The 17,009-nt window shown below is 68.6% G+C and carries 17 protein-coding genes and 1 riboswitch; of the genes, 9 read left to right on the plus strand and 8 right to left on the minus strand.

The window, feature by feature from the left end; translation table 11 throughout:
• Window positions 1-867 (minus strand): DUF1365 domain-containing protein, encoded by an 867-nt coding sequence (locus tag UAJ10_RS26855; protein WP_322919062.1) that lies wholly within the window; start codon window positions 865-867, stop codon window positions 1-3.
• Between the two features lie 237 nt (window positions 868-1,104).
• Here UAJ10_RS26855 and UAJ10_RS26860 point away from each other — a divergent pair, with 237 nt between their 5' ends.
• From UAJ10_RS26860 to UAJ10_RS26875, 4 genes are all read left to right on the plus strand, one after another.
• Window positions 1,105-1,731: a sigma-70 family RNA polymerase sigma factor gene (locus UAJ10_RS26860; protein ID WP_322918420.1), complete on the plus strand. Its 627-nt coding sequence runs from the start codon at window positions 1,105-1,107 to the stop codon at window positions 1,729-1,731.
• 8 nt (window positions 1,732-1,739) lie between these two features.
• Window positions 1,740-2,417, plus strand: coding sequence for a ChrR family anti-sigma-E factor (locus UAJ10_RS26865; RefSeq protein ID WP_322918421.1), 678 nt, complete (start codon window positions 1,740-1,742; stop codon window positions 2,415-2,417).
• 3 nt (window positions 2,418-2,420) lie between these two features.
• Complete coding sequence (locus tag UAJ10_RS26870) at window positions 2,421-3,263, plus strand: DUF1295 domain-containing protein (protein ID WP_322918422.1); 843 nt, start codon at window positions 2,421-2,423, stop codon at window positions 3,261-3,263.
• Between the two features lie 89 nt (window positions 3,264-3,352).
• Window positions 3,353-3,841, plus strand: coding sequence for a hypothetical protein (locus UAJ10_RS26875; RefSeq protein WP_322918423.1), 489 nt, complete (start codon window positions 3,353-3,355; stop codon window positions 3,839-3,841).
• Here UAJ10_RS26875 and UAJ10_RS26880 read toward each other — a convergent pair.
• The 3 genes from UAJ10_RS26880 to UAJ10_RS26890 form a co-directional block, all read right to left on the minus strand.
• Window positions 3,820-4,239: a DUF2177 family protein gene (locus tag UAJ10_RS26880; RefSeq protein WP_322918424.1), complete on the minus strand. Its 420-nt coding sequence runs from the start codon at window positions 4,237-4,239 to the stop codon at window positions 3,820-3,822. The two genes, UAJ10_RS26875 and UAJ10_RS26880, sit on opposite strands and share 22 nt — an antisense overlap.
• 119 nt (window positions 4,240-4,358) lie before the next feature.
• Window positions 4,359-4,595, minus strand: a complete 237-nt coding sequence (locus UAJ10_RS26885) for a hypothetical protein (protein ID WP_145610207.1) — start codon at window positions 4,593-4,595, stop codon at window positions 4,359-4,361.
• Between the two features lie 70 nt (window positions 4,596-4,665).
• Complete coding sequence (locus UAJ10_RS26890) at window positions 4,666-6,264, minus strand: DEAD/DEAH box helicase (protein WP_322918426.1); 1,599 nt, start codon at window positions 6,262-6,264, stop codon at window positions 4,666-4,668.
• 395 nt (window positions 6,265-6,659) lie between these two features.
• A riboswitch (cobalamin riboswitch) is annotated at window positions 6,660-6,887 on the plus strand.
• Between the two features lie 139 nt (window positions 6,888-7,026).
• On the opposite strand from UAJ10_RS26890, the gene UAJ10_RS26895 reads away from it, so the two are divergent.
• Entirely contained in the window at window positions 7,027-9,096 is a 2,070-nt protein-coding gene (locus tag UAJ10_RS26895; protein WP_322918427.1) for a TonB-dependent receptor, read from the plus strand.
• On the opposite strand, the gene UAJ10_RS26900 is transcribed toward UAJ10_RS26895, so the two are convergent.
• Entirely contained in the window at window positions 9,097-9,816 is a 720-nt protein-coding gene (locus UAJ10_RS26900; RefSeq protein WP_322918428.1) for a 4'-phosphopantetheinyl transferase family protein, read from the minus strand.
• 281 nt (window positions 9,817-10,097) lie between these two features.
• Here UAJ10_RS26900 and UAJ10_RS26905 point away from each other — a divergent pair, with 281 nt between their 5' ends.
• A complete protein-coding gene (locus tag UAJ10_RS26905; protein ID WP_322918429.1) occupies window positions 10,098-10,814 on the plus strand; it encodes a hypothetical protein in 717 nt (238 codons plus the stop codon).
• Here the strand turns inward: UAJ10_RS26905 and UAJ10_RS26910 are convergent.
• The 3 genes from UAJ10_RS26910 to UAJ10_RS26920 all read right to left on the minus strand — a co-directional run bounded on the left by UAJ10_RS26910 (window position 10,811) and on the right by UAJ10_RS26920 (window position 13,846).
• Window positions 10,811-11,197 (minus strand): hypothetical protein, encoded by a 387-nt coding sequence (locus UAJ10_RS26910; RefSeq protein ID WP_322918430.1) that lies wholly within the window; start codon window positions 11,195-11,197, stop codon window positions 10,811-10,813. The genes UAJ10_RS26905 and UAJ10_RS26910 overlap by 4 nt on opposite strands.
• Complete coding sequence (locus tag UAJ10_RS26915; RefSeq protein WP_322918432.1) at window positions 11,194-12,036, minus strand: hypothetical protein; 843 nt, start codon at window positions 12,034-12,036, stop codon at window positions 11,194-11,196. Before UAJ10_RS26915 ends, UAJ10_RS26910 begins: the two co-directional genes overlap by 4 nt.
• A 226-nt stretch (window positions 12,037-12,262) precedes the next feature.
• Window positions 12,263-13,846 carry an acid phosphatase gene (locus tag UAJ10_RS26920; protein WP_322918434.1) on the minus strand — a complete coding sequence of 528 codons (1,584 nt, stop codon included), beginning with the start codon at window positions 13,844-13,846 and terminating at the stop codon, window positions 12,263-12,265.
• 82 nt (window positions 13,847-13,928) lie between these two features.
• Here UAJ10_RS26920 and UAJ10_RS26925 point away from each other — a divergent pair, with 82 nt between their 5' ends.
• The 3 genes from UAJ10_RS26925 (at window position 13,929) to UAJ10_RS26935 (ending at window position 17,000) form a co-directional block, all read left to right on the plus strand.
• A complete protein-coding gene (locus UAJ10_RS26925) occupies window positions 13,929-15,191 on the plus strand; it encodes a cytochrome-c peroxidase (RefSeq protein ID WP_322918435.1) in 1,263 nt (420 codons plus the stop codon).
• A 209-nt stretch (window positions 15,192-15,400) separates the two neighbouring features.
• A complete protein-coding gene (locus UAJ10_RS26930; RefSeq protein ID WP_322918436.1) occupies window positions 15,401-16,459 on the plus strand; it encodes an EAL domain-containing protein in 1,059 nt (352 codons plus the stop codon).
• Window positions 16,460-16,637: 178 nt separating this feature from the next.
• Window positions 16,638-17,000, plus strand: coding sequence for a catalase-related domain-containing protein (locus tag UAJ10_RS26935; RefSeq protein ID WP_322918437.1), 363 nt, complete (start codon window positions 16,638-16,640; stop codon window positions 16,998-17,000).
• Window positions 17,001-17,009 lie beyond the last annotated feature (9 nt).

Here is a 17,009-nt window from a genome sequence, read left to right on the forward strand (position 1 = left end):
CTACAGGCCAGGGTCGGCGGAGGTGACGGCGGGGGTGACGAGGGTGACGGACCGGGGCGGCGGCGGCGGGCTGGACCGGAAGCCCACCCCCTTCAGCCACAGCTTCAGGGCCTGCCAGTGGATCGCGGCCACGACCTTCCAGGGCAGCAGCGGCTGCGCCGCCCAGGCGGCCAGAACGCCGACGTCATTCAGCGCCAGGCGCCGCCCGCTGAAGCAGGCGGACAGGATGGGCACCGATCGCCCATCCCGCTGGTCGCCAGGGCGCACCTGGATGGCTACGGTCAAACCCTCGGCGGGCGGGGACACGCGGAACTCATAACGCGCGTCCATATCCAGGAACGGGGAGACATGCAGATGCTTGGTGCAATGCTGGCGCACCACGCCCCCAGCCCTCGCCTGGGCATCCACGGGGATGACGTAGCTGTGCCGCAGCCCGAAGGTGTTGTTCACCTCATGCACCAAGGCGCAGAGCGTGCCGTCGCGGCGATGGCAGAAATAGATGCTGATGGGGTTGAAGACGAACCCCAGGACGCGGGGCATGCACCACAGTCGGATCGCACCGCCGTCGTAGCCGGCGCCGGCCTCGGCCAGCAGCCCCGCCACCTGGTCCGCCAGGGGCCGGCCGGAACCGTCCCCATGATCGGCGTCATGAAAGGAAAGCAGGTTGAAGCGGTTGTGGGAGAAAAGCCGTAGCCGCAGGTGCAGGGCCGGCATCTCATCCAAGTCCAACAGCATGGACCAGACGCGATACCGCAGATGGTGATGGCGCGGCCAGGTGCGGCGGTGGGCCACCCAGCCCCGGTAGAGGGCGCTGTGGCCGGACGACGGAAAGTCAGGTTTCCCCGCGGCCGCCCAGTCCGCATCCATATCCAACCTTGGGTCCGACATCCGCCCCATGCATCCCACGTCCGGCAGTAAAAGCTCGCGGTCCCTATACGCGCCAGGGTGAATGCTGGATCAGTCGATACAGCGACTGATCCAATTCCGGCGTGGTTCGTATAGGATGGCATGCATGACGCTCGCACCCTACGAACCGCATCACCCCGCCGCCGGCCGTCGACCGGCCGGCCTGGCATGTCCTGGGCCCGGCCGGGGGACGGCCGCGTGAGCAACGGTGGGGATGGTATCCTACCGGAAGGCCGCACCGCTGCCGGTGCCACGGCTGGCACGGTCGTGCTGGAGGACGTGCACGCCCGCCACCTGCGGGCCATCGCCGCGCAGGGCGACCGCGCCGCCTTCTCGGCCCTGTTCCGGCACTACGCCCCGCGCATCAAGAGCTACCTCCTGACCACCGGCCTGCCGTCCATGGAGGCGGAAGAGCTGGCGCAGGAGGTCATGCTGACGGTCTGGCGCAAGGCGGCCATTTTCGATCCATCCCGCGCCCGGGCCGCCACCTGGATTTTCACCATCGCCCGTAACCTGCGCATTGACGCGGCCCGTCGCAGCCGCGCGGCGGAGGCCGCCGTCGCGCAGGAGAGCCTGACGCCCGCCGAGCCGGAACCGGCGGACGACCTATTGTTCGCGGCGGAGGCGGCGGACCGCCTGCGCGCCACCCTTGACACCCTGCCCCCGGATCAATTGGCGGTGGTGCGGCTTTCTTTCTTTGAAGACGCGCCGCACCCGGACATCGCCCGCCGCCTGGGTATTCCGCTGGGTACGGTCAAATCGCGCCTGCGTCTGGCCATGGCCCGCCTGCGCGGTGTGATCGATCCCGGAGGGACCGAACGATGATCGCCGCCATGCGCCCACCCCCCTCCCTCCCCTGCCCCACCCATCATCCCGACGCCGAGCTGCTGTCGCGCCATGCCGTCGGCACCCTGGCCGACGGCCCCGCGCTGGTGGTGGCGACCCATCTCGACTTCTGCCCCATCTGCCGCCAGCAGGTGCGGGCATGGGAAGCGCTGGGCGGCGCCCTGCTGAACAGCCAGCGTCCCGTGGCGCTGGCCGATGACGCGCTGGAGCGCACGCTTGCCCGGCTTGAAGGCGTCCACCTGGATGGGAAACCGCTGACCACGGACGTGTCCGCCCCCGCGCTGGACCCCGACCCGGTACTGCCCCCCGCCTTGCGCCGCCAGCGCCTGGGCCCTTGGCGGTTCGTCGCCCCCGGCATCCGGGGACGCGCGGTGCGGGTCAACCCGGCACAGGGCTACAAGGTCATGCTGTTCCGGGTGGCGGCGGGCATGGCCATACCCATGCACGGCCATCGGGGCCAGGAATACACCTGCGTCGTCGACGGCGCCTTCAGCGACATCTTCGGCCGCTTCGGCTCCGGCGACATGGCGGCGGTGGATGCCAGCGTGGACCACCAGCCGCTGGCGTCGCCGGACGGCGATTGCCTGTGCCTGATCGCCGTGCGCGGCCGGCTGCGCATTCACAGCCTGCTGGGCCGCCTGGTCCAGCCGCTGGTCGGGCTCTGACCCTTGACGCCGGCCCTTCTGCTGGCGGCGGTGGCGTTGGGCCAATGCGCCATCATGACGCTGGCCTGGGCCATCCAGCGGCGCACCCGCCAATCGGGCTGGGTGGACACGTGCTGGTCGCTGGCCGTGGGCGCGGGCGGCTTGGCCGCGGCCCTCATCCCCGTGGAAGACACGCCCCTCAGCGCCCGGCAAATCCTGGTGGCCACGCTGGTGGGGCTGTGGTCGGCGCGCCTGGCCGGCCACATCGCCCTGCGCACACGGGGCGCCGGTGATGATCCGCGCTACGCCGAACTGATCCGGACCTGGGGGGCGAAAGCGCCATCCCGCCTGTTCTGGTTCCTGCAAAGCCAGGCGGTGGCGGCGGCGCTGCTGGCCGTCACGGTCTACATCGCGGCGCGCAACCCGGCACCCGGCCTTGGTATCCTGGATGTGGCGGGGACCTTGGTCCTGCTGGCGGGCATCACCGGCGAGGGGATCGCCGACGCTCAGTTGACCCGCTTCCGCCATCGCCCCCCCACCCACGCCCCCAATGCCCGGGGCCGTATTTGCGATGTTGGGCTATGGCGCTGGTCACGCCACCCCAATTACTTCTTCGAATGGGTGATCTGGCTGGCCTATCCCTGCTTCGCCCTGGCGCCGTCCGCAGACGGCCCCTGGTCTTGGGGGTGGGTGGCGTTCATCGCGCCGGCCATGATGTATGTCCTGCTGGTCCACGTCTCCGGCCTGCCACCGCTGGAGGCGCACATGGCGCGGTCGCGGGGGGCCGCGTTCGCCGACTATCGCCGGCGGACCAGCGCCTTCTTCCCCTGGCCGCCACGGCGGACAGGGACGCGGGACACGGAATAAATCCTTGACCGCCCGCCCCACCGGACGATTAGCTGACTAGATGGCGGGGGCGACCGACCGCCCGGGGTATTACCGTATCGGGGGATGACATGCGGCATGGGATGAAGAAGGGGGCGGTCCTGGCCCTGGCCGCCGGTCTTGCGCTGGGCGGGTGCTCCGGCGACGACCCCATGGGACCCGGACCGGACCAGAAGATGTTGCAGGCCGCCTGCGCGCTGGATCTGCATACCACCCGTCCCACGGGCACGGACGTGCTGACCATGTATCGCATCGATCTGCCGCTGACGCCGGTGGACGTGCGGCGCGTCGAATCCACCGTCCTGGCGGATGGGCGCGACACATACTACGTGCGCGCCAAGTTCAACGGCCAGGTCTGCATCGGCGGCGACGTCGCCCTGGTGTCATTGGCCGGCGGCAAGGTGCATGTGCACTATGAGATCGCGGATCTGGCGCACCTGGACATGATGGGGAAGCCCATCTTCGTGCGCCTGACCTTGGACGACACCTTCGATTATATTCCCGGCCAGACCGTGAACCGTACGGCCGGCGGCAACCACTATGGATTCTTGCTGAAATAGAGGGCGGCGGCGCAGCCGGCCGCCGCCGCCACGGCGGTCAGGACCGCCCCCCACGCCATGTCCAGCGCGCTCAGCCGGGCGGACCACAGGCGCAAGGTGGCCTGGTTGGTCAGGTCATAGGTGCCGTAGGTGAGAAGGCCGAACACCGCGCCGCGCATCAGCGCTTGCGTCAACGGAGCCTCCGACCGCGTCGCCGGCTCCACGCAGAAGAACACGATGCCGCCCGCCATGAGCAGGTAGAACAGGGCCGCCGGCCCCAGGCGCGGCTGGGGCGCGACCATGTCGCCCATCACCTGGCGGTAAAACCCGACCATGCGGGTCAGCCAGACGGCGTCCAGGGCCAGGAAAGCGATAAGGGTCGCCGCGTAGATCGCGGCCTGGCGCAGCACTGTTCCCATGGCCTTTTCTTCCCCCGCGAAGCCAAAAAAGAAAAACGCCCCGGACCTGGGCACGGGACGTTTCTCAATACGCGTCGGCGATGCGGATGGATCAGCCCAAGGCTTACCCGACCGGCGACTTACCGGACCGGCGAGCGGGTCAGCGACTTGATTCGGCCACGCGGATTGCCGGACATGGCGGCGATTTCGCGGTCCTGCGCCTCGATGATGGCGCGGGCGGGCTCGTCACCATCCAGGCCGCCCAGTTCGGACGAGGGAACGCGACGGTTGGACGACCGCGACCCGTCATCGTACAGGACGTCGAACAGGACGAATTCGCTGACGGACTTGGATTTCGGCTTGCTGCTGCGGCCCATGGGGACCTCCTCTTCCTAAAGAACCATCAAGACCAGAACTTGGGACCAGGACTTGGGACCCGGACTGGGATCAGCGGCGGCGGCGCGGACGGTTGCGATCCTCGCGCGCCGACGGCTGCTGATCTTCGTTGGCGTTCAAGGCCGCCACGAAACTGGAGAACTGGGTGCCCCGGCCATCCTGGGCGGGACGCGGTGCCGCCGGGCGGGCGGCGTTGGGGCGCTGCCCCTGCGGCTGGGCCGGACGCTGGCCCTGTGGGCGCGCCTGTTGCTGCGGACGGGCGCCATCGGGGCGCGCCCCTTCAGGACGCGGACCCTGGGGACGCGGCGCCTGCGGGGGGCGCGGGCCCTGCGGACGGTTGCCCTCCGTCCGGGCGGGGCGCTGGCCGTCGGCCCGGGCGGGCCTGGCTTCGGCCTGGCCCTCGGCGCCACGCTGGCCACGCGGCTGTCCACGGCCGCCATTGCCGCCGCCGTTGCGCGGCTGGCGGGCCGGCAGGGGCGGACGGCTCACCGGGGCGGCGGCGGCCTGGGGCGTGGCCTCGGGCCGCTCACCCACCGGGATGGACTTGCGGATCAGCTTCTCGATGTCGCGCAGATAGACGCGCTCATCGCCATCGGCGGTGCACAGCGACACGGCGACGCCGGAGGCGCCGGCGCGGGCGGTGCGACCGATGCGGTGGACGTAGGTCTCCGGCTCGTTGGGCAGCTCGAAGTTCACCACGTGGGTGACGCCGTCCACGTCGATGCCGCGCGCCGCGATGTCGGTCGCCACCAGCACCCGCACGGCACCGGCACGGAAGCCGTCCAGCGCCTTCTGTCGCGCGTTCTGTGACTTGTTGCCGTGGATGGCGGCAGCCTCGATGCCCGCCTGCTCCAGCTGGGCCGACACGCGGTTGGCGCCATGCTTGGTGCGGGTGAAGACGATACTGCGCTGCATGCCGGCATCACCGCGGATCAGGTCGACCAGCACGTGGCGCTTTTCCGCCGCGGGGACGAAAATCACCTTCTGGGTGATCCGCTCCACCGTGGTGGAGACGGGCGTCACCTCCACCCGCAGAGGGTCCCGCAGCATCTTATTGGCCAATTCAGAGACGTCGGCCGGCATGGTGGCGGAGAAGAACAGCGTCTGCCGGTTGGCCGGCAGCTTGGCCATGATCTTCTTCAGACTGTGGATGAAGCCCATGTCCAGCATGCGGTCGGCTTCGTCCAGCACCAGCACCTCGACCTTGTCCAGGCGCACGTGGCCCTGGGTCATCAGATCCAGCAGGCGGCCGGGCGTGGCCACCAGGATGTCGATGCCGTTGGCCAGCGCCTTCACCTGGCTGCCCTGGCCGACGCCGCCCAGGATGACGGTGTGGCTGAGCCTCAGGCCCACGCCATAGTTGGTGATGCTCTCACCGATCTGCACCGCTAGCTCACGCGTCGGCGTCAGGATCAGGGCGCGGGGCATGCGCAGCGGCAGGGCCGAGGGGGCGGCCCCCAGGCGCTGTAGGATGGGCAGGGTGAAGGCGGCGGTCTTGCCGGTGCCCGTCTGGGCGATGCCCAGGATGTCGCGGCCCTCCAGCGCATGGGGAATGGCCCGCGCCTGGATGGGGGTGGCGGTGTGATGGCCCAGCTGGGCCAGGGCGGCCTGAATCTCAGGCCGCAGCGAAAGGGTGTCGAAAGCGGTCAATGTCTTGGAATCCCAGGGCGACGCGCCGGCCGCGTTTGTTTCTCGCGGCCGCGGATCGCGGTCAAGCCCTTGCCCGGGCGCGTGCCGGCAGGCATGTGTCAGAAGGTCGAGTATGCCCTGGGTGCTACAGGGGCGATTTGGCCGCCACCGCTACGCGCCACCCGGGGGATACCGCCGGGCCCAGCGGCCCGGCATGGGAACGGATGATGCCATCCATTCCTTAAGACCGCATAAGTGGCTGTGACCGGTCCCAGGTACAAGGGAAATCGCTCGAACCGCCCCGTATTGCTGCCATGCCCCGGCGCGGGTGGGCCTTGTCACACAACCGCCAAGCTTGTGCGCCAGGGTGTTCACCCCCGCGCCGCGACATCGCGTTTGCGCGCGCCTGCAATTCCCCGTAGAAAAGCCCTGACGGTTCCCGCTCCGACCGGGCGGGATGAAAAGGGAACGCGGTGGGGATCCCCTCCCCGATGCCGCGGCTGCCCCCGCAACTGTGAACGGCGAGCCCGACACCATCCCCGCGCGATATCATGGGCGGGGACCGAAGCCACTGGGAAACCGGGAAGGCGGTGCCAGGGTGACGACCCGTGAGCCAGGAGACCTGCCGTCACGCCGTGGTCACGCACGGGCACATTGGGCGGGGTGCACCGATGGGGAGAGGGCGTCCGCCGTCCCGGCCGTTTGGGAATATCCAGGCCGAGGGTTGGGTGACCCATTCTTTGGCCCGTGGTGACGTGTCACGTTGCCAGAGGCCAACAAATCATGGGTCGTTTCTTTACCGGAATAATAACACCGCTGCTGTTTCTGAGCAGCCCCACAGCCCTTGCCGCCTGCATGGAGGGCGACGCGTCGTCCCCCGCCACCCTTGACGACGTGGTGGTCACCGCCGCCCGCCGCGACCTGATCGGCACGGCCGCCACCTCCAGCCAGGGCGTGGTGGTGAAGGAGGAACTGGATCTGCTGCCCGCCTATCGCGTGGGCCAGATGCTGGAGACGGTGCCCGGCCTGGTGGTCACCAGCCACAGCGGTGAGGGCAAGGCCAACCAGTACCTGCTGCGTGGATTCAACCTGGACCACGGCACCGACATGGCCACCAGCGTGGACGGCATGCCGGTGAATATGCGCACCCACGCGCACGGCCAGGGCTATACCGACCTGAACTTCGTGATTCCGGAACTCGCCAGCGGCATCGGCTACACCAAGGGCCCCTACTTCGCGGCGCAAGGCGACTTCTCCGCTGTCGGCTCCATCCAGATGGGCTATCTGGACCAGATTCCGGCCCAGGTGGCGCTGACGGCCGGCACGCTGGGCTATCGGCGCGCCTTCGCCGCCGGCACCACGGCGGTGGGCGCCGGGCAGCTGATGGCGGGTGGGGAGCTGGTGCATTATGACGGCCCCTGGGACCACCCGGACAACCTGCGCAAGGGCAACGCCGTGCTGCGCTACGGCCAGGGGGAGCGGGACGACGGCTTCAGCGTCACGGCCATGTACTACCGCGCGCTGTGGAACGCCACCACCGACCAGCCGGAACGCGCCATCGCGCAGGGTCTGATCGGCCGCTATGGCACCCTGGACCCCACGGACGGCGGCCAGGCGCGGCGCATGAGCCTGTCCGGCACCCTCGCCACGCCGGTAGAGGCCGGCTGGCTGGCCGGCGGTCAGGTGACGGCCAATGCCTACGTCATCAACAACCAGCTGACGCTGTGGAACAACTTCACCCATTTCCTGGACAACCCCGTCGACGGTGACCAGCACGCCCAAAATGAAAGCCGCATGGTGGCCGGCGGGGCCGTCAGCTACAGCCGGCCCGTGAGCCTGCTGGGCCTGGATCATGAGATCGTGACCGGCCTGGACGCGCGCTTCGATGATGTGCATGTGGATCTGCGGGCGACCAAGGCCCGCGTGGCCCACGCCCTGCTAAGCGATGACAACGTCCGGGAGGCCGGTGGCGGCGCCTATGCCCAGGCCACCAGCCACTGGACACCCTGGCTGCGCACCGTCGTGGGCGTGCGCGAGGACTATCTGACCGCCACCGACCACGGCAGCAACGCCGGCGTGGTGGCGGCCCGCCTGTTCCAGCCCAAGGGCAGCGCCATCGCCACCCTGTGGGAGGGGACGGAGGTCTATGTCAGCGCCGGCCGCGGCTTTCACAGCGACGACGTGCGCGGCGTCACCCCCAAAGGCGCCAATGGGGGTGATGCGCCCTTGCTGGCCAAGGCCACCGGCGAGGAGGTGGGCATCCGCAGCACCCTGCTGCCCAACCTGACCGCCACCCTGACGGCCTTCCAGATGGATTTCGTGTCGGAGCTGACCTACGACGCCGACGTGGGCCAGACGGAGGCGGGCCGCCCCAGCCGCCGGCGCGGGCTGGAACTGAACACCACCTACGCCCCCGTCGGCTGGCTGGAGTTCTACGGTAGCGTCGCCTTCAGCCATGCCCGCTACACCGACCGCGATCCGGCCGGCAGCTTCATCCCCGACGCGCCCAAGCTGATCGGCTCGCTGGCGATATACCTGCGGGACTTGGGTCCCCAGGAGACGGGATGGAGCGGCGGCGTGGAGTATCGCTACTTCGGCGCCCATCCACTGATCGAGGACAACAGCGTGCGCTCGTCGGGCAGCCAGGAGTGGAACCTGACGGCCAACTATACGCTGGAGGGCGGCCTGCGCTTCGGCGTCGGCCTCTACAACGTCTTCGACAGCAAGGATGACGCCGCCGACTATTATTACACCGACCGGCTGAAGGGCGAACCGGCGGAGGGCGTCGGCGACCTGCATGTCCACCCGCTGGAGCCCCGCTCCGTCCGCTTCACGGTTGGTAAGGTTTTCTGATCACCACAGGTCGGCCAGCCCTTCCTCCATCCCCAGGTCGGCGGGGGGCTGGCCGACCGGGCCCATCCAGGCCACGGCCACCGCGTGACCGCTGGGCAGGTCGCGCCGCCACAGCCGGCAGGCCTGGCCCGGCGGCAGCGACCCGTCGTGGCGGATCAGCGCGGGGCCATGGGGCGTTATGGCGTCGGGTGCCATGGCGAAACTGTCGGTGGGCAGCGACAGGCCCAGCCCCAAGGCCTTGATGTAGGCCTCCTTCAGGGTCCAGAAGGTCACCAGGTCCGGCCCGCCGCGCCCGGCGGGCCGGGCATCCAGCCAAGCCAGTTCCTCGGGCGCGAACATGGCCGTCGCCACCTCCGCCCCGATGCGGCGGTCGCCGCGCTCGACATCCACGCCTATCCGCGTGCCGGCATCCAGGGTCACGGCGCAGGCCACCAGGCCGTCGGTGTGCGACAGGTTGAAGTCCAGCCCCACCGGCGCCCCCACCAGCCCCGGCTTGCCCTGCGGCGTAAGGGGGGTGAAGACCAGCGCCGCCGGCGGCCGACCCAGCAGGCGGCCCAGCCACAGCCGGGCCAAACCGTGCGCCGCCACATATTCCCGCCGGTTGGCCTCGAACACGAAGCGGCGGGCCCGCACCTGCTCCCCCTCATCCAGCAGGGGCCACAGGCGGGCATAGGCCGCGTCATCCAGCGTGCTCAAGGGCAGGGTCCGCAGCAGCGGCATGGTCATCCGTTCGGGCGACAGGGGTCAAAGGGCCGGGCCAGATCAGGCGCCCGGCCGCCCCCTGTCAAGGCCTCGGTCCCAGGACCTTCAATCCTGAGCCCCCAACCGGCGCGGTACCCCGCCCATGGCACCGCTACAGCTTCGGATATCCGCCTCGCCGAAGGTGGTACCGAGCTGTCCCAAAAATGATCCTCCGTTTCCCGACGGAACACGGCGGGCGCCCATCCTATTGAAGTGCCGCATGTGATGTGCCGCATGCCCCGTGATGGAGCCCGACGCCGATGCCCACTCGCCGCACCGCCCCCCGCATCCTGGCCGCCACACTGGCGCTGGCGGCCATGTGCCTCGCCCACGGCGCCCAGGCGCAGACGGGCACCCCGGCGGACTCTACCCCGGCGGGCTGGGCCCCCTTGCTGAGCGTCGGCCCGGTGGTCAGCACCCTGGGCCTGGGGGCGGAGATCGGCGCCCGCTTCGACGACCGTTTCGGCCTGCGCCTGAACGCCAACGGCTTCAGCTTTTCCGCCAACCACACGGTGCGCGATGTGCGCTACGACGGCGACGCCACGCTGGAGTCCTTCGGCCTGCTGGCCGACCTGCATCCCTTCGGCGACGGCTGGCGCGTGACCGCCGGGGCGCGGCTGAACCTCAACGAGGTCGACCTGAAGGGCACGCCGCGGAACGCCACCTACACCATCCACGGCATGACCTATACCGCGAACGAGGTCGGCAGCCTGAACGGCAAGATCGCCTTCAACCGCTTCGCCCCCTATATCGGCGTGGGCTATGAGGGCGCGGTGGCTGACCGTTGGCGCTTCGGCGTCGACCTGGGCGCCATGTACCACGGCACGCCCAGGGTTTCCCTCGACGCCAGCGGACCCGTCACCACCACACCCGACTTCCAAAACCGCCTGGACGCCGAACGCCAGGAACTGCGCGACGATGTGAAGGACTACAGCTGGTACCCGGTGCTGAGCCTGACGGTGAAGTACGCCTTCTAGGATTCGTCTTCAGAGGTATCCCCGGGCGGCATTGGCGGAGTCCAGCGCGGCGGGCCTTGGAATGACTGGGCGATGTCCGCCGGGACCTTCCAATACAGCGGCTTCATGAACACCAGGATGGCGCCGTCCGCTTTGCGGATAACCACCTTCTGCTGGCTTTCATTGCCCTCATCCTCTGGCAACGTGAACCGGGCGCTCAGCACGAGCCAGACGGGGCCTTCATCGGCGGCCGTCCACGGCCGGCATAGCTGTGCCCGCTCCACCCCACATCGATGGCGAACCAACAGATCCGCCATATCCACAGCAAGCTCTGGGGTCCTGATCATATTGCCCAGCAATCCAGTGAAGAAGGCGTCGTCATCGTCAGAATCTCGGCCCGTCATAAATAACCTCCGAGATTATCCATTAAGCCAGCTAACTTAACAAAATCTGGTATCAGTTGTTCAATAACGGGTTCGGTATAAGGACCGATGAGCGAATACGAATAGACATTCAGACGTGGCAGGGGTTCCCCCATGGGCAGGCCCATTTTTATGAGTCGCCCATCGAATGACCAAGCGTGTCCACCTAACGCCAGCAGTGGATATATTATTTGCTGCGCAGGTGTGAATTGCGGATCGACTCCTGTCTTTACCTCGACAACAACGGGGCGACGACCAGGTGGCTGACTAACTAAATCCGCAATAGCAACTACGCCTCCAACACCGACAAAAGAGACCTTCGTTTCCGCGCGCCCGCCGGTGTTGCGAATATATGCCGCCATAGTGTCAACGATAAAGTCGTGGTATTTTCCATTGTAGGCTGCATCCAAAAGGAGTGCGGGCCGCGAGTGGTCGTCCAGCCCGCCTGGCGGCGGCTTGAAATTCGCGGCTAAGAGCAGGGAAACATCCGGCGTCGAACCATTCACCCGCACCCAACGCCCATGCCAATCCCTAGGCTGGGCGGGATCGTATTTGGCCAAGTCCGCACACATGCCGAACAAGCGGTCAACGCCAGCGTCATCGACATCCGGCAACGCCAGGTGCACAGCGGCGATCCTGGTCCGAGCGCCATCCCGGTCGTTAAGCGCCCGCGCGACGACCCTCAGCCGACCAATCAGCGGCACCACATCGGGATCGGAGACGCCATAGGCGGCGGCGATCAAAGGCTGCAGAATGGCGGCCGGCTGGGGTTCAAAGCCCGCCGCCGTCCGCCGGAGCAATGGAATACCCGCCAGGCTCACGCCATTGTCATTACACGCCAAGCCATGGGCCGTCGGTTGATCCGACGCCCTGAACCATCGCTGCGCCAACGCCGTCATAGCGCCTTCCCTTTCCGACTGTCATGATGCGGCGGCCATGATGTTCTTGATTTGTTCTTAACGCAAGTGCAACCTTCACGCGCACCACAAACAGGAACGGGCGCCGTCGCCGGCGCCCGTTCCGCTCAAACCCTAACCCGGCGCCCGCTTACTTCTGGGCGAAGTCCAACGCCCCGGTCAGGTCGCCCAGGGCCGGGCTGCCGTTGGCGGCCAGGGCCGCGTCGCGCTGCTTGATGCCTTCCAGCTTGGGCAGGTCGAAGCGGCGGGTGATGAAGCGCAGGATGGAGGTGGTGTCGTAGAAGGTGTGGTCGATGTAGCCCTTCTTGGCATAGGGCGAGATGATGATGGCCGGGATGCGGGTGCCGGGGCCCCAGCGGTCGCCCTTGGGCGGGGTCACGTGGTCCCAATAGCCGCCGTTCTCGTCGTAAGTCACCACCACCAGCATGTTCTTCCACTGCGGCGACTTGCGCAGATGCGCCACGATGTCGGCGATGTGGGCGTCGCCCGAGGCGACGTCGGCATAGCCGGAGTGCTGGGTCAGGTTGCCCTGCGGCTTGTAGAAGGTGACGGTGGGCAGTGTGCCGGCGTCGATGTCCTTGATGAAGGCCTGACCCTCAAGCCCGCCGTCGCGCAGATGCTCCTTCCGCGCCTTGGTCCCCGGGGCGGTGCTGGCGAAATAGTTGAAGGGCTGGTGGTGGTACTGGAAATTGGGCACCGGCTCGGCGTTGCCATGGTCCAGCGTCGCCTGCCAGGCGCCACTGTACCAGGCCCAGCTGACCTTCTTCTGGCTCAGCAGATCGCCGATGTTGGTCATGGTCTGCGGCGGCAGGGTGGTGGGGTTGGCCGGGTCCGCCAGCGCGGGATCGCCCCCCTGCGCCGGCTTGTTGGCGCTGGGCTGGAAGGGCGGCTGCATGGTGTTCACGGCATAGAAGTCGGGCGTCAGGTTGCCGCTGTTCACGAACTTCGGCACGCCCTCGATCGCCGACTTGGGTGAGTTGGGCGCCAGCGTCAGGCTGACGCGGTCGGGCTCCACCACCGAGATCGAGCCCTTGGCCGGGCCCTGGTCGGCATGCGGGTAATAGGGCGCGCACGAGCAGATCAGGACGAAGTGGTTGAAGAAGGACCCGCCGAAGCCGCCCATGAAGAAGTTATCGGCCAGCGTGTATTCCCGCGCCAGCGTCCACATGGCCTGCTTGGCGCCGTCGTAATGACCCATGACCAGGGCGCCGCTGTCGGCATACGCCACGAACTTGTCGTTCTTTCCGCCGTCGATCTGCATCTGGTTCTCATAGAACCGGTGCACCAGGTCGCGGGTGACGACGCCCTGGCCCAGGTTGAAGCCCTGGGGATCGTCGATGGCGAAGGGCTGGTTGGGCAGGTGCTCGGTCTGGGCCTGGGTCACCTCCGGCGTCACGCCGCGCGCGGTCAGGCCCTTCCAGATGGGGGGCAGTTCCTTGAGGACCGACCCGTCGCGGTCACGCTGCGCCAGGCTATCCGGCGGGGCGTTGGCGATGCCGTTGGCGCCGGGGAAGGTGCCATACAGATTGTCGAACCCGCGGTTTTCCGCGTAAATCACCACCACGGTCTTGATCTTCGCCAAGGCCGCGTCGGGGCCGGCGGCGTCACCCGCCGCCATCGCCCGGTCACCAAGCCCTGCCATGATGCCGGCGGCCAGCGCCACCGCGGCCACACCCTGACGCAAGCTTCCGCCCCGCCCCATGCCCACTGCCATGATGTTCCCCTTCTTCGTCGGTCCGCTTTTGCTGAAGGTCTTATACGCACACCGGAAAAAACGCACCCCCTGGTACGGCCGGGTGGCGCTGGGTGCGGCGATTTTCCTGGGCCTGGGGGCCGGGTGGCTGGGGGGCGCCCCCGCCGCCACGGCGCAGGGACTGAGCCGGGCGGAGGTGCGCCGCCAAGCGGCGGCGCTGGCGGAGATCGGGCGGCGGCTGTTCTTCGACCCCGGCCTGTCGGCCAGCGGCACCCTCGCCTGTGCCAGCTGCCACGACCCGGCGCACGCCTTCGGCCCGCCCGACGGGACGGCCGTGCGCCTGGGTGGCGCCGATGGCAAGACGCCGGGCCTGCGCGCCGTGCCGTCCCTGAAATACCTGCAGGACGTGCCCCCCTTCGCCGAGCACTACCGCACGCCGGAGGACGAGGGGGATGAGAGCATCGACAACGGCCCCACCGGCGGCCTGACCTGGGACGGCCGGGTGGACGGCCAGCGGGAGCAGGCCCGCGTGCCGCTGTTCAGCCCGTTCGAGATGGGCAACACCGACCCCGGCGACCTGGGCGCCCGGCTGGAACGGGCGGGCTATGGCGCCCAGTTGCGCGCCGCCGTCGGGGTGACGGCGGGTGACCGGGCGGACGTGGTGGATTTGGCGCTGCGGGCGCTGGACGCCTTCCAGCAGGACGGGGCCCTGTTCCACCCCTACACCAGCAAGTACGACGCCTATCTGGCGGGCAAGGCGGCGCTGACGGAGGAAGAGCGGCGCGGGCTGGAGGCGTTCGAGGACCCGGCGCGGGGCAACTGCGCCAGTTGCCACGTCAGCCGGCGGGGCAACGACGGCACGCCGCCGCACTTCACCGACTATGGCTTGATCGCCATCGGGGTGCCGCGCAACCGCGACATCCCGGCCAACGCCGACCCCAGGCATTACGACCAGGGCCTGTGCGGGCCGCTGCGCACGGATTTCACCGGCGTCGCCGACTACTGCGGCCGCTTCCGCACCCCGACCCTGCGCAACGTGGCGCTGCGCCAGGTGTTCATGCACAACGGCATCTTCCACACCCTGCGGCAGGTGATGGAGTTTTATGCGGAGCGCGACAGCGACCCCGGCAGATGGTACCCCCGCCGGGCCGACGGAAGCGTCATGAAGTTCGACGACCTGCCGGCGGCCGCGCTCGGCGCGGTACCAGCCGCCATCAACATGGAGGCGCCCTTCGGCCGGCGGCCGGGCGACGCGCCGGCGCTGAACGAACGTGACATTCACGACATCATCGCCTTTCTGGGCACCCTGACGGATGGCTGGTCGGCCCCGGAAACGGCCGAACCCCCGGAAACGGCCGGACCATAATCCAGGCACGTCTCAGGATGATGACAGTTGGCCGCACTTGGGCGCGCGCCTTCTAACACCTAGGTAGGGATTACGAGACCGGGGTGGCACGCCCATGATCAGCCCCGACGACGACGGGGATGACGGGGCGACCAGCGATGGCCATCACAGTGAAATTGCATCCTATGAGGCAGCCTGCGGGGCATGCCCGCACGATCCACGAGCATGCCATGTTCCTGCCCCTGCTTTCCCCCACCCGGCACGACAGTGGTTTGTTGAACCTGCTGGCGGGCGGCGCCGTACTGGTCGTGCTGTTGGCCGTCCTGACTTGGGACGGTCTGCGCGACGTGGTGGCGGAAGCGACGGGCCTCAGCATGGCGCGGGGCGAAATGCTGAGCCTGCTGGCGCTTTTGGCCATCGCCGCCCTGGTCGTCCACCTGGCCCGCCGCATCTGGGACCTGATCCCCCACACGCGCTTCTCGACGGAGGAGCGGCGCATCCTGCGCAGCCTGCCCCAGGCGCTGGCGCGCGGCGAGATCCAGCCGCACTTCCAGCCCGTGGTCGACGCCGACAGCGGCAAGGTGGTGGCGGTGGAGGCGCTGGCCCGCTGGGTCAAGGCCGACGGCACCATGCTGTCCCCGGGCCAGTTCATCGGCCTGGCGGAGCGCGGCGGCCTGATCCGCCTGCTGACCAAGGCCATCGTGGAACACGCGGTGCGCACCGCCGCCGCCTGGCGCGAGCAGCATGACCTGGACATCCCCATCTCCATCAACCTGTCGGTGGAAGACCTGGAGGCCAGCGACCTTGTGGACCACCTGATCGACCTGTGCGACCAGCACGGCGTGCCCCATGGCGCCATCCGGGTGGAGCTGACGGAAACCCAGTCCATCGTGCATTTCGACGTGGTCGACAAGGCGGTGGCCACCCTGCGCCAGGCCGGCATGGCCGTATACCTGGATGATTTCGGCACCGGCTACGCCTCGCTCAGCGTGCTGCACCGCATCCCCTTCACCGGCATCAAGCTGGACCAGAGCTTCATCCGCACCTTGCGCGAGGATTCCCGTGCCGACGCCATCGTGCGCGCCAGCGTCGCCATCGCCCGCGACCTGGGGCTGTCGCTGGTGGCGGAAGGGGTGGAGGATGGTGAGACGCGCGACCGCCTGGGCCAGATGGGTGTGAGACACATCCAGGGCTATGTCTACGCCCGGCCCATGCCGGCGTCCGACCTGATCGCCTTCGCCCAGCAGGCTCAGCCGACCGCCCAGCCGGCCCTGACCTTGTCGCTGTAAGCGGATCTTTCCAGGCCGGGCCGGCGCGGCCCAATGTCGCCACACAGACGGACAAACGGCCGCTGCCCCGTACAATCCAAGGACGCCGGCAACGATCATGCTGGGCACCGTTGGATCAACCGGCCGCCCGGTCGCCCGCCCTTGCCCACGCGTGCCCAGCCCGCAGGAGATGACGTGTATGGCCCGCTACCCCGCCCTGTTCTGCATGACCTGCGGCCGCGTCGAATCCGTCCCCGGTCGCGCCGACGTCAGCCATCCCCCCGCCGCCAACGATCGGGCGGATGTGATCACGGTTCCAACGCCCAGTGAGGGAGCACGCATGATGGCCAGCATGAACGCCCTGTTCCGGCTGTTGAGCCCGGCGCAGCGGGCCATCCTGATGGACGATGTCGCCGCCAGCATGCGGGGCATGCCCGTGGCCCTGCAACAGCGCCAGCTGGCCCATTTCGGCCGCACCGACCCGGCCTATGGCGCCGGCGTCGCCGCTCGCCTGGGCGTGCCGCTCCCCACCCTGGTGGACGCCAGCAACCAAGCCGGGTGATCGGGATTT

This window comes from Nitrospirillum guaranorum (assembly GCF_034653275.1).
In the GTDB taxonomy this organism is placed as follows: Bacteria; Pseudomonadota; Alphaproteobacteria; order Azospirillales; family Azospirillaceae; genus Nitrospirillum.

Bases quoted from the DNA above. Each gene is read 5' to 3' on its own strand.
- UAJ10_RS26855 (WP_322919062.1), bottom strand. From the start codon at position 867: ATGGATGCGGACTGGGCGGCCGCGGGGAAACCTGACTTTCCGTCGTCC.
- UAJ10_RS26865 (WP_322918421.1), top strand. From the start codon at position 1,740: ATGCGCCCACCCCCCTCCCTCCCCTGCCCCACCCATCATCCCGACGCC.
- UAJ10_RS26875 (WP_322918423.1), top strand. From the start codon at position 3,353: ATGCGGCATGGGATGAAGAAGGGGGCGGTCCTGGCCCTGGCCGCCGGT.
- UAJ10_RS26880 (WP_322918424.1), bottom strand. From the start codon at position 4,239: ATGGGAACAGTGCTGCGCCAGGCCGCGATCTACGCGGCGACCCTTATC.
- UAJ10_RS26885 (WP_145610207.1), bottom strand. From the start codon at position 4,595: ATGGGCCGCAGCAGCAAGCCGAAATCCAAGTCCGTCAGCGAATTCGTC.
- UAJ10_RS26895 (WP_322918427.1), top strand. From the start codon at position 7,027: ATGGGTCGTTTCTTTACCGGAATAATAACACCGCTGCTGTTTCTGAGC.
- UAJ10_RS26900 (WP_322918428.1), bottom strand. From the start codon at position 9,816: ATGCCGCTGCTGCGGACCCTGCCCTTGAGCACGCTGGATGACGCGGCC.
- UAJ10_RS26905 (WP_322918429.1), top strand. From the start codon at position 10,098: ATGCCCACTCGCCGCACCGCCCCCCGCATCCTGGCCGCCACACTGGCG.
- UAJ10_RS26910 (WP_322918430.1), bottom strand. From the start codon at position 11,197: ATGACGGGCCGAGATTCTGACGATGACGACGCCTTCTTCACTGGATTG.
- UAJ10_RS26920 (WP_322918434.1), bottom strand. From the start codon at position 13,846: ATGGCAGTGGGCATGGGGCGGGGCGGAAGCTTGCGTCAGGGTGTGGCC.
- UAJ10_RS26930 (WP_322918436.1), top strand. From the start codon at position 15,401: ATGTTCCTGCCCCTGCTTTCCCCCACCCGGCACGACAGTGGTTTGTTG.
- UAJ10_RS26935 (WP_322918437.1), top strand. From the start codon at position 16,638: ATGGCCCGCTACCCCGCCCTGTTCTGCATGACCTGCGGCCGCGTCGAA.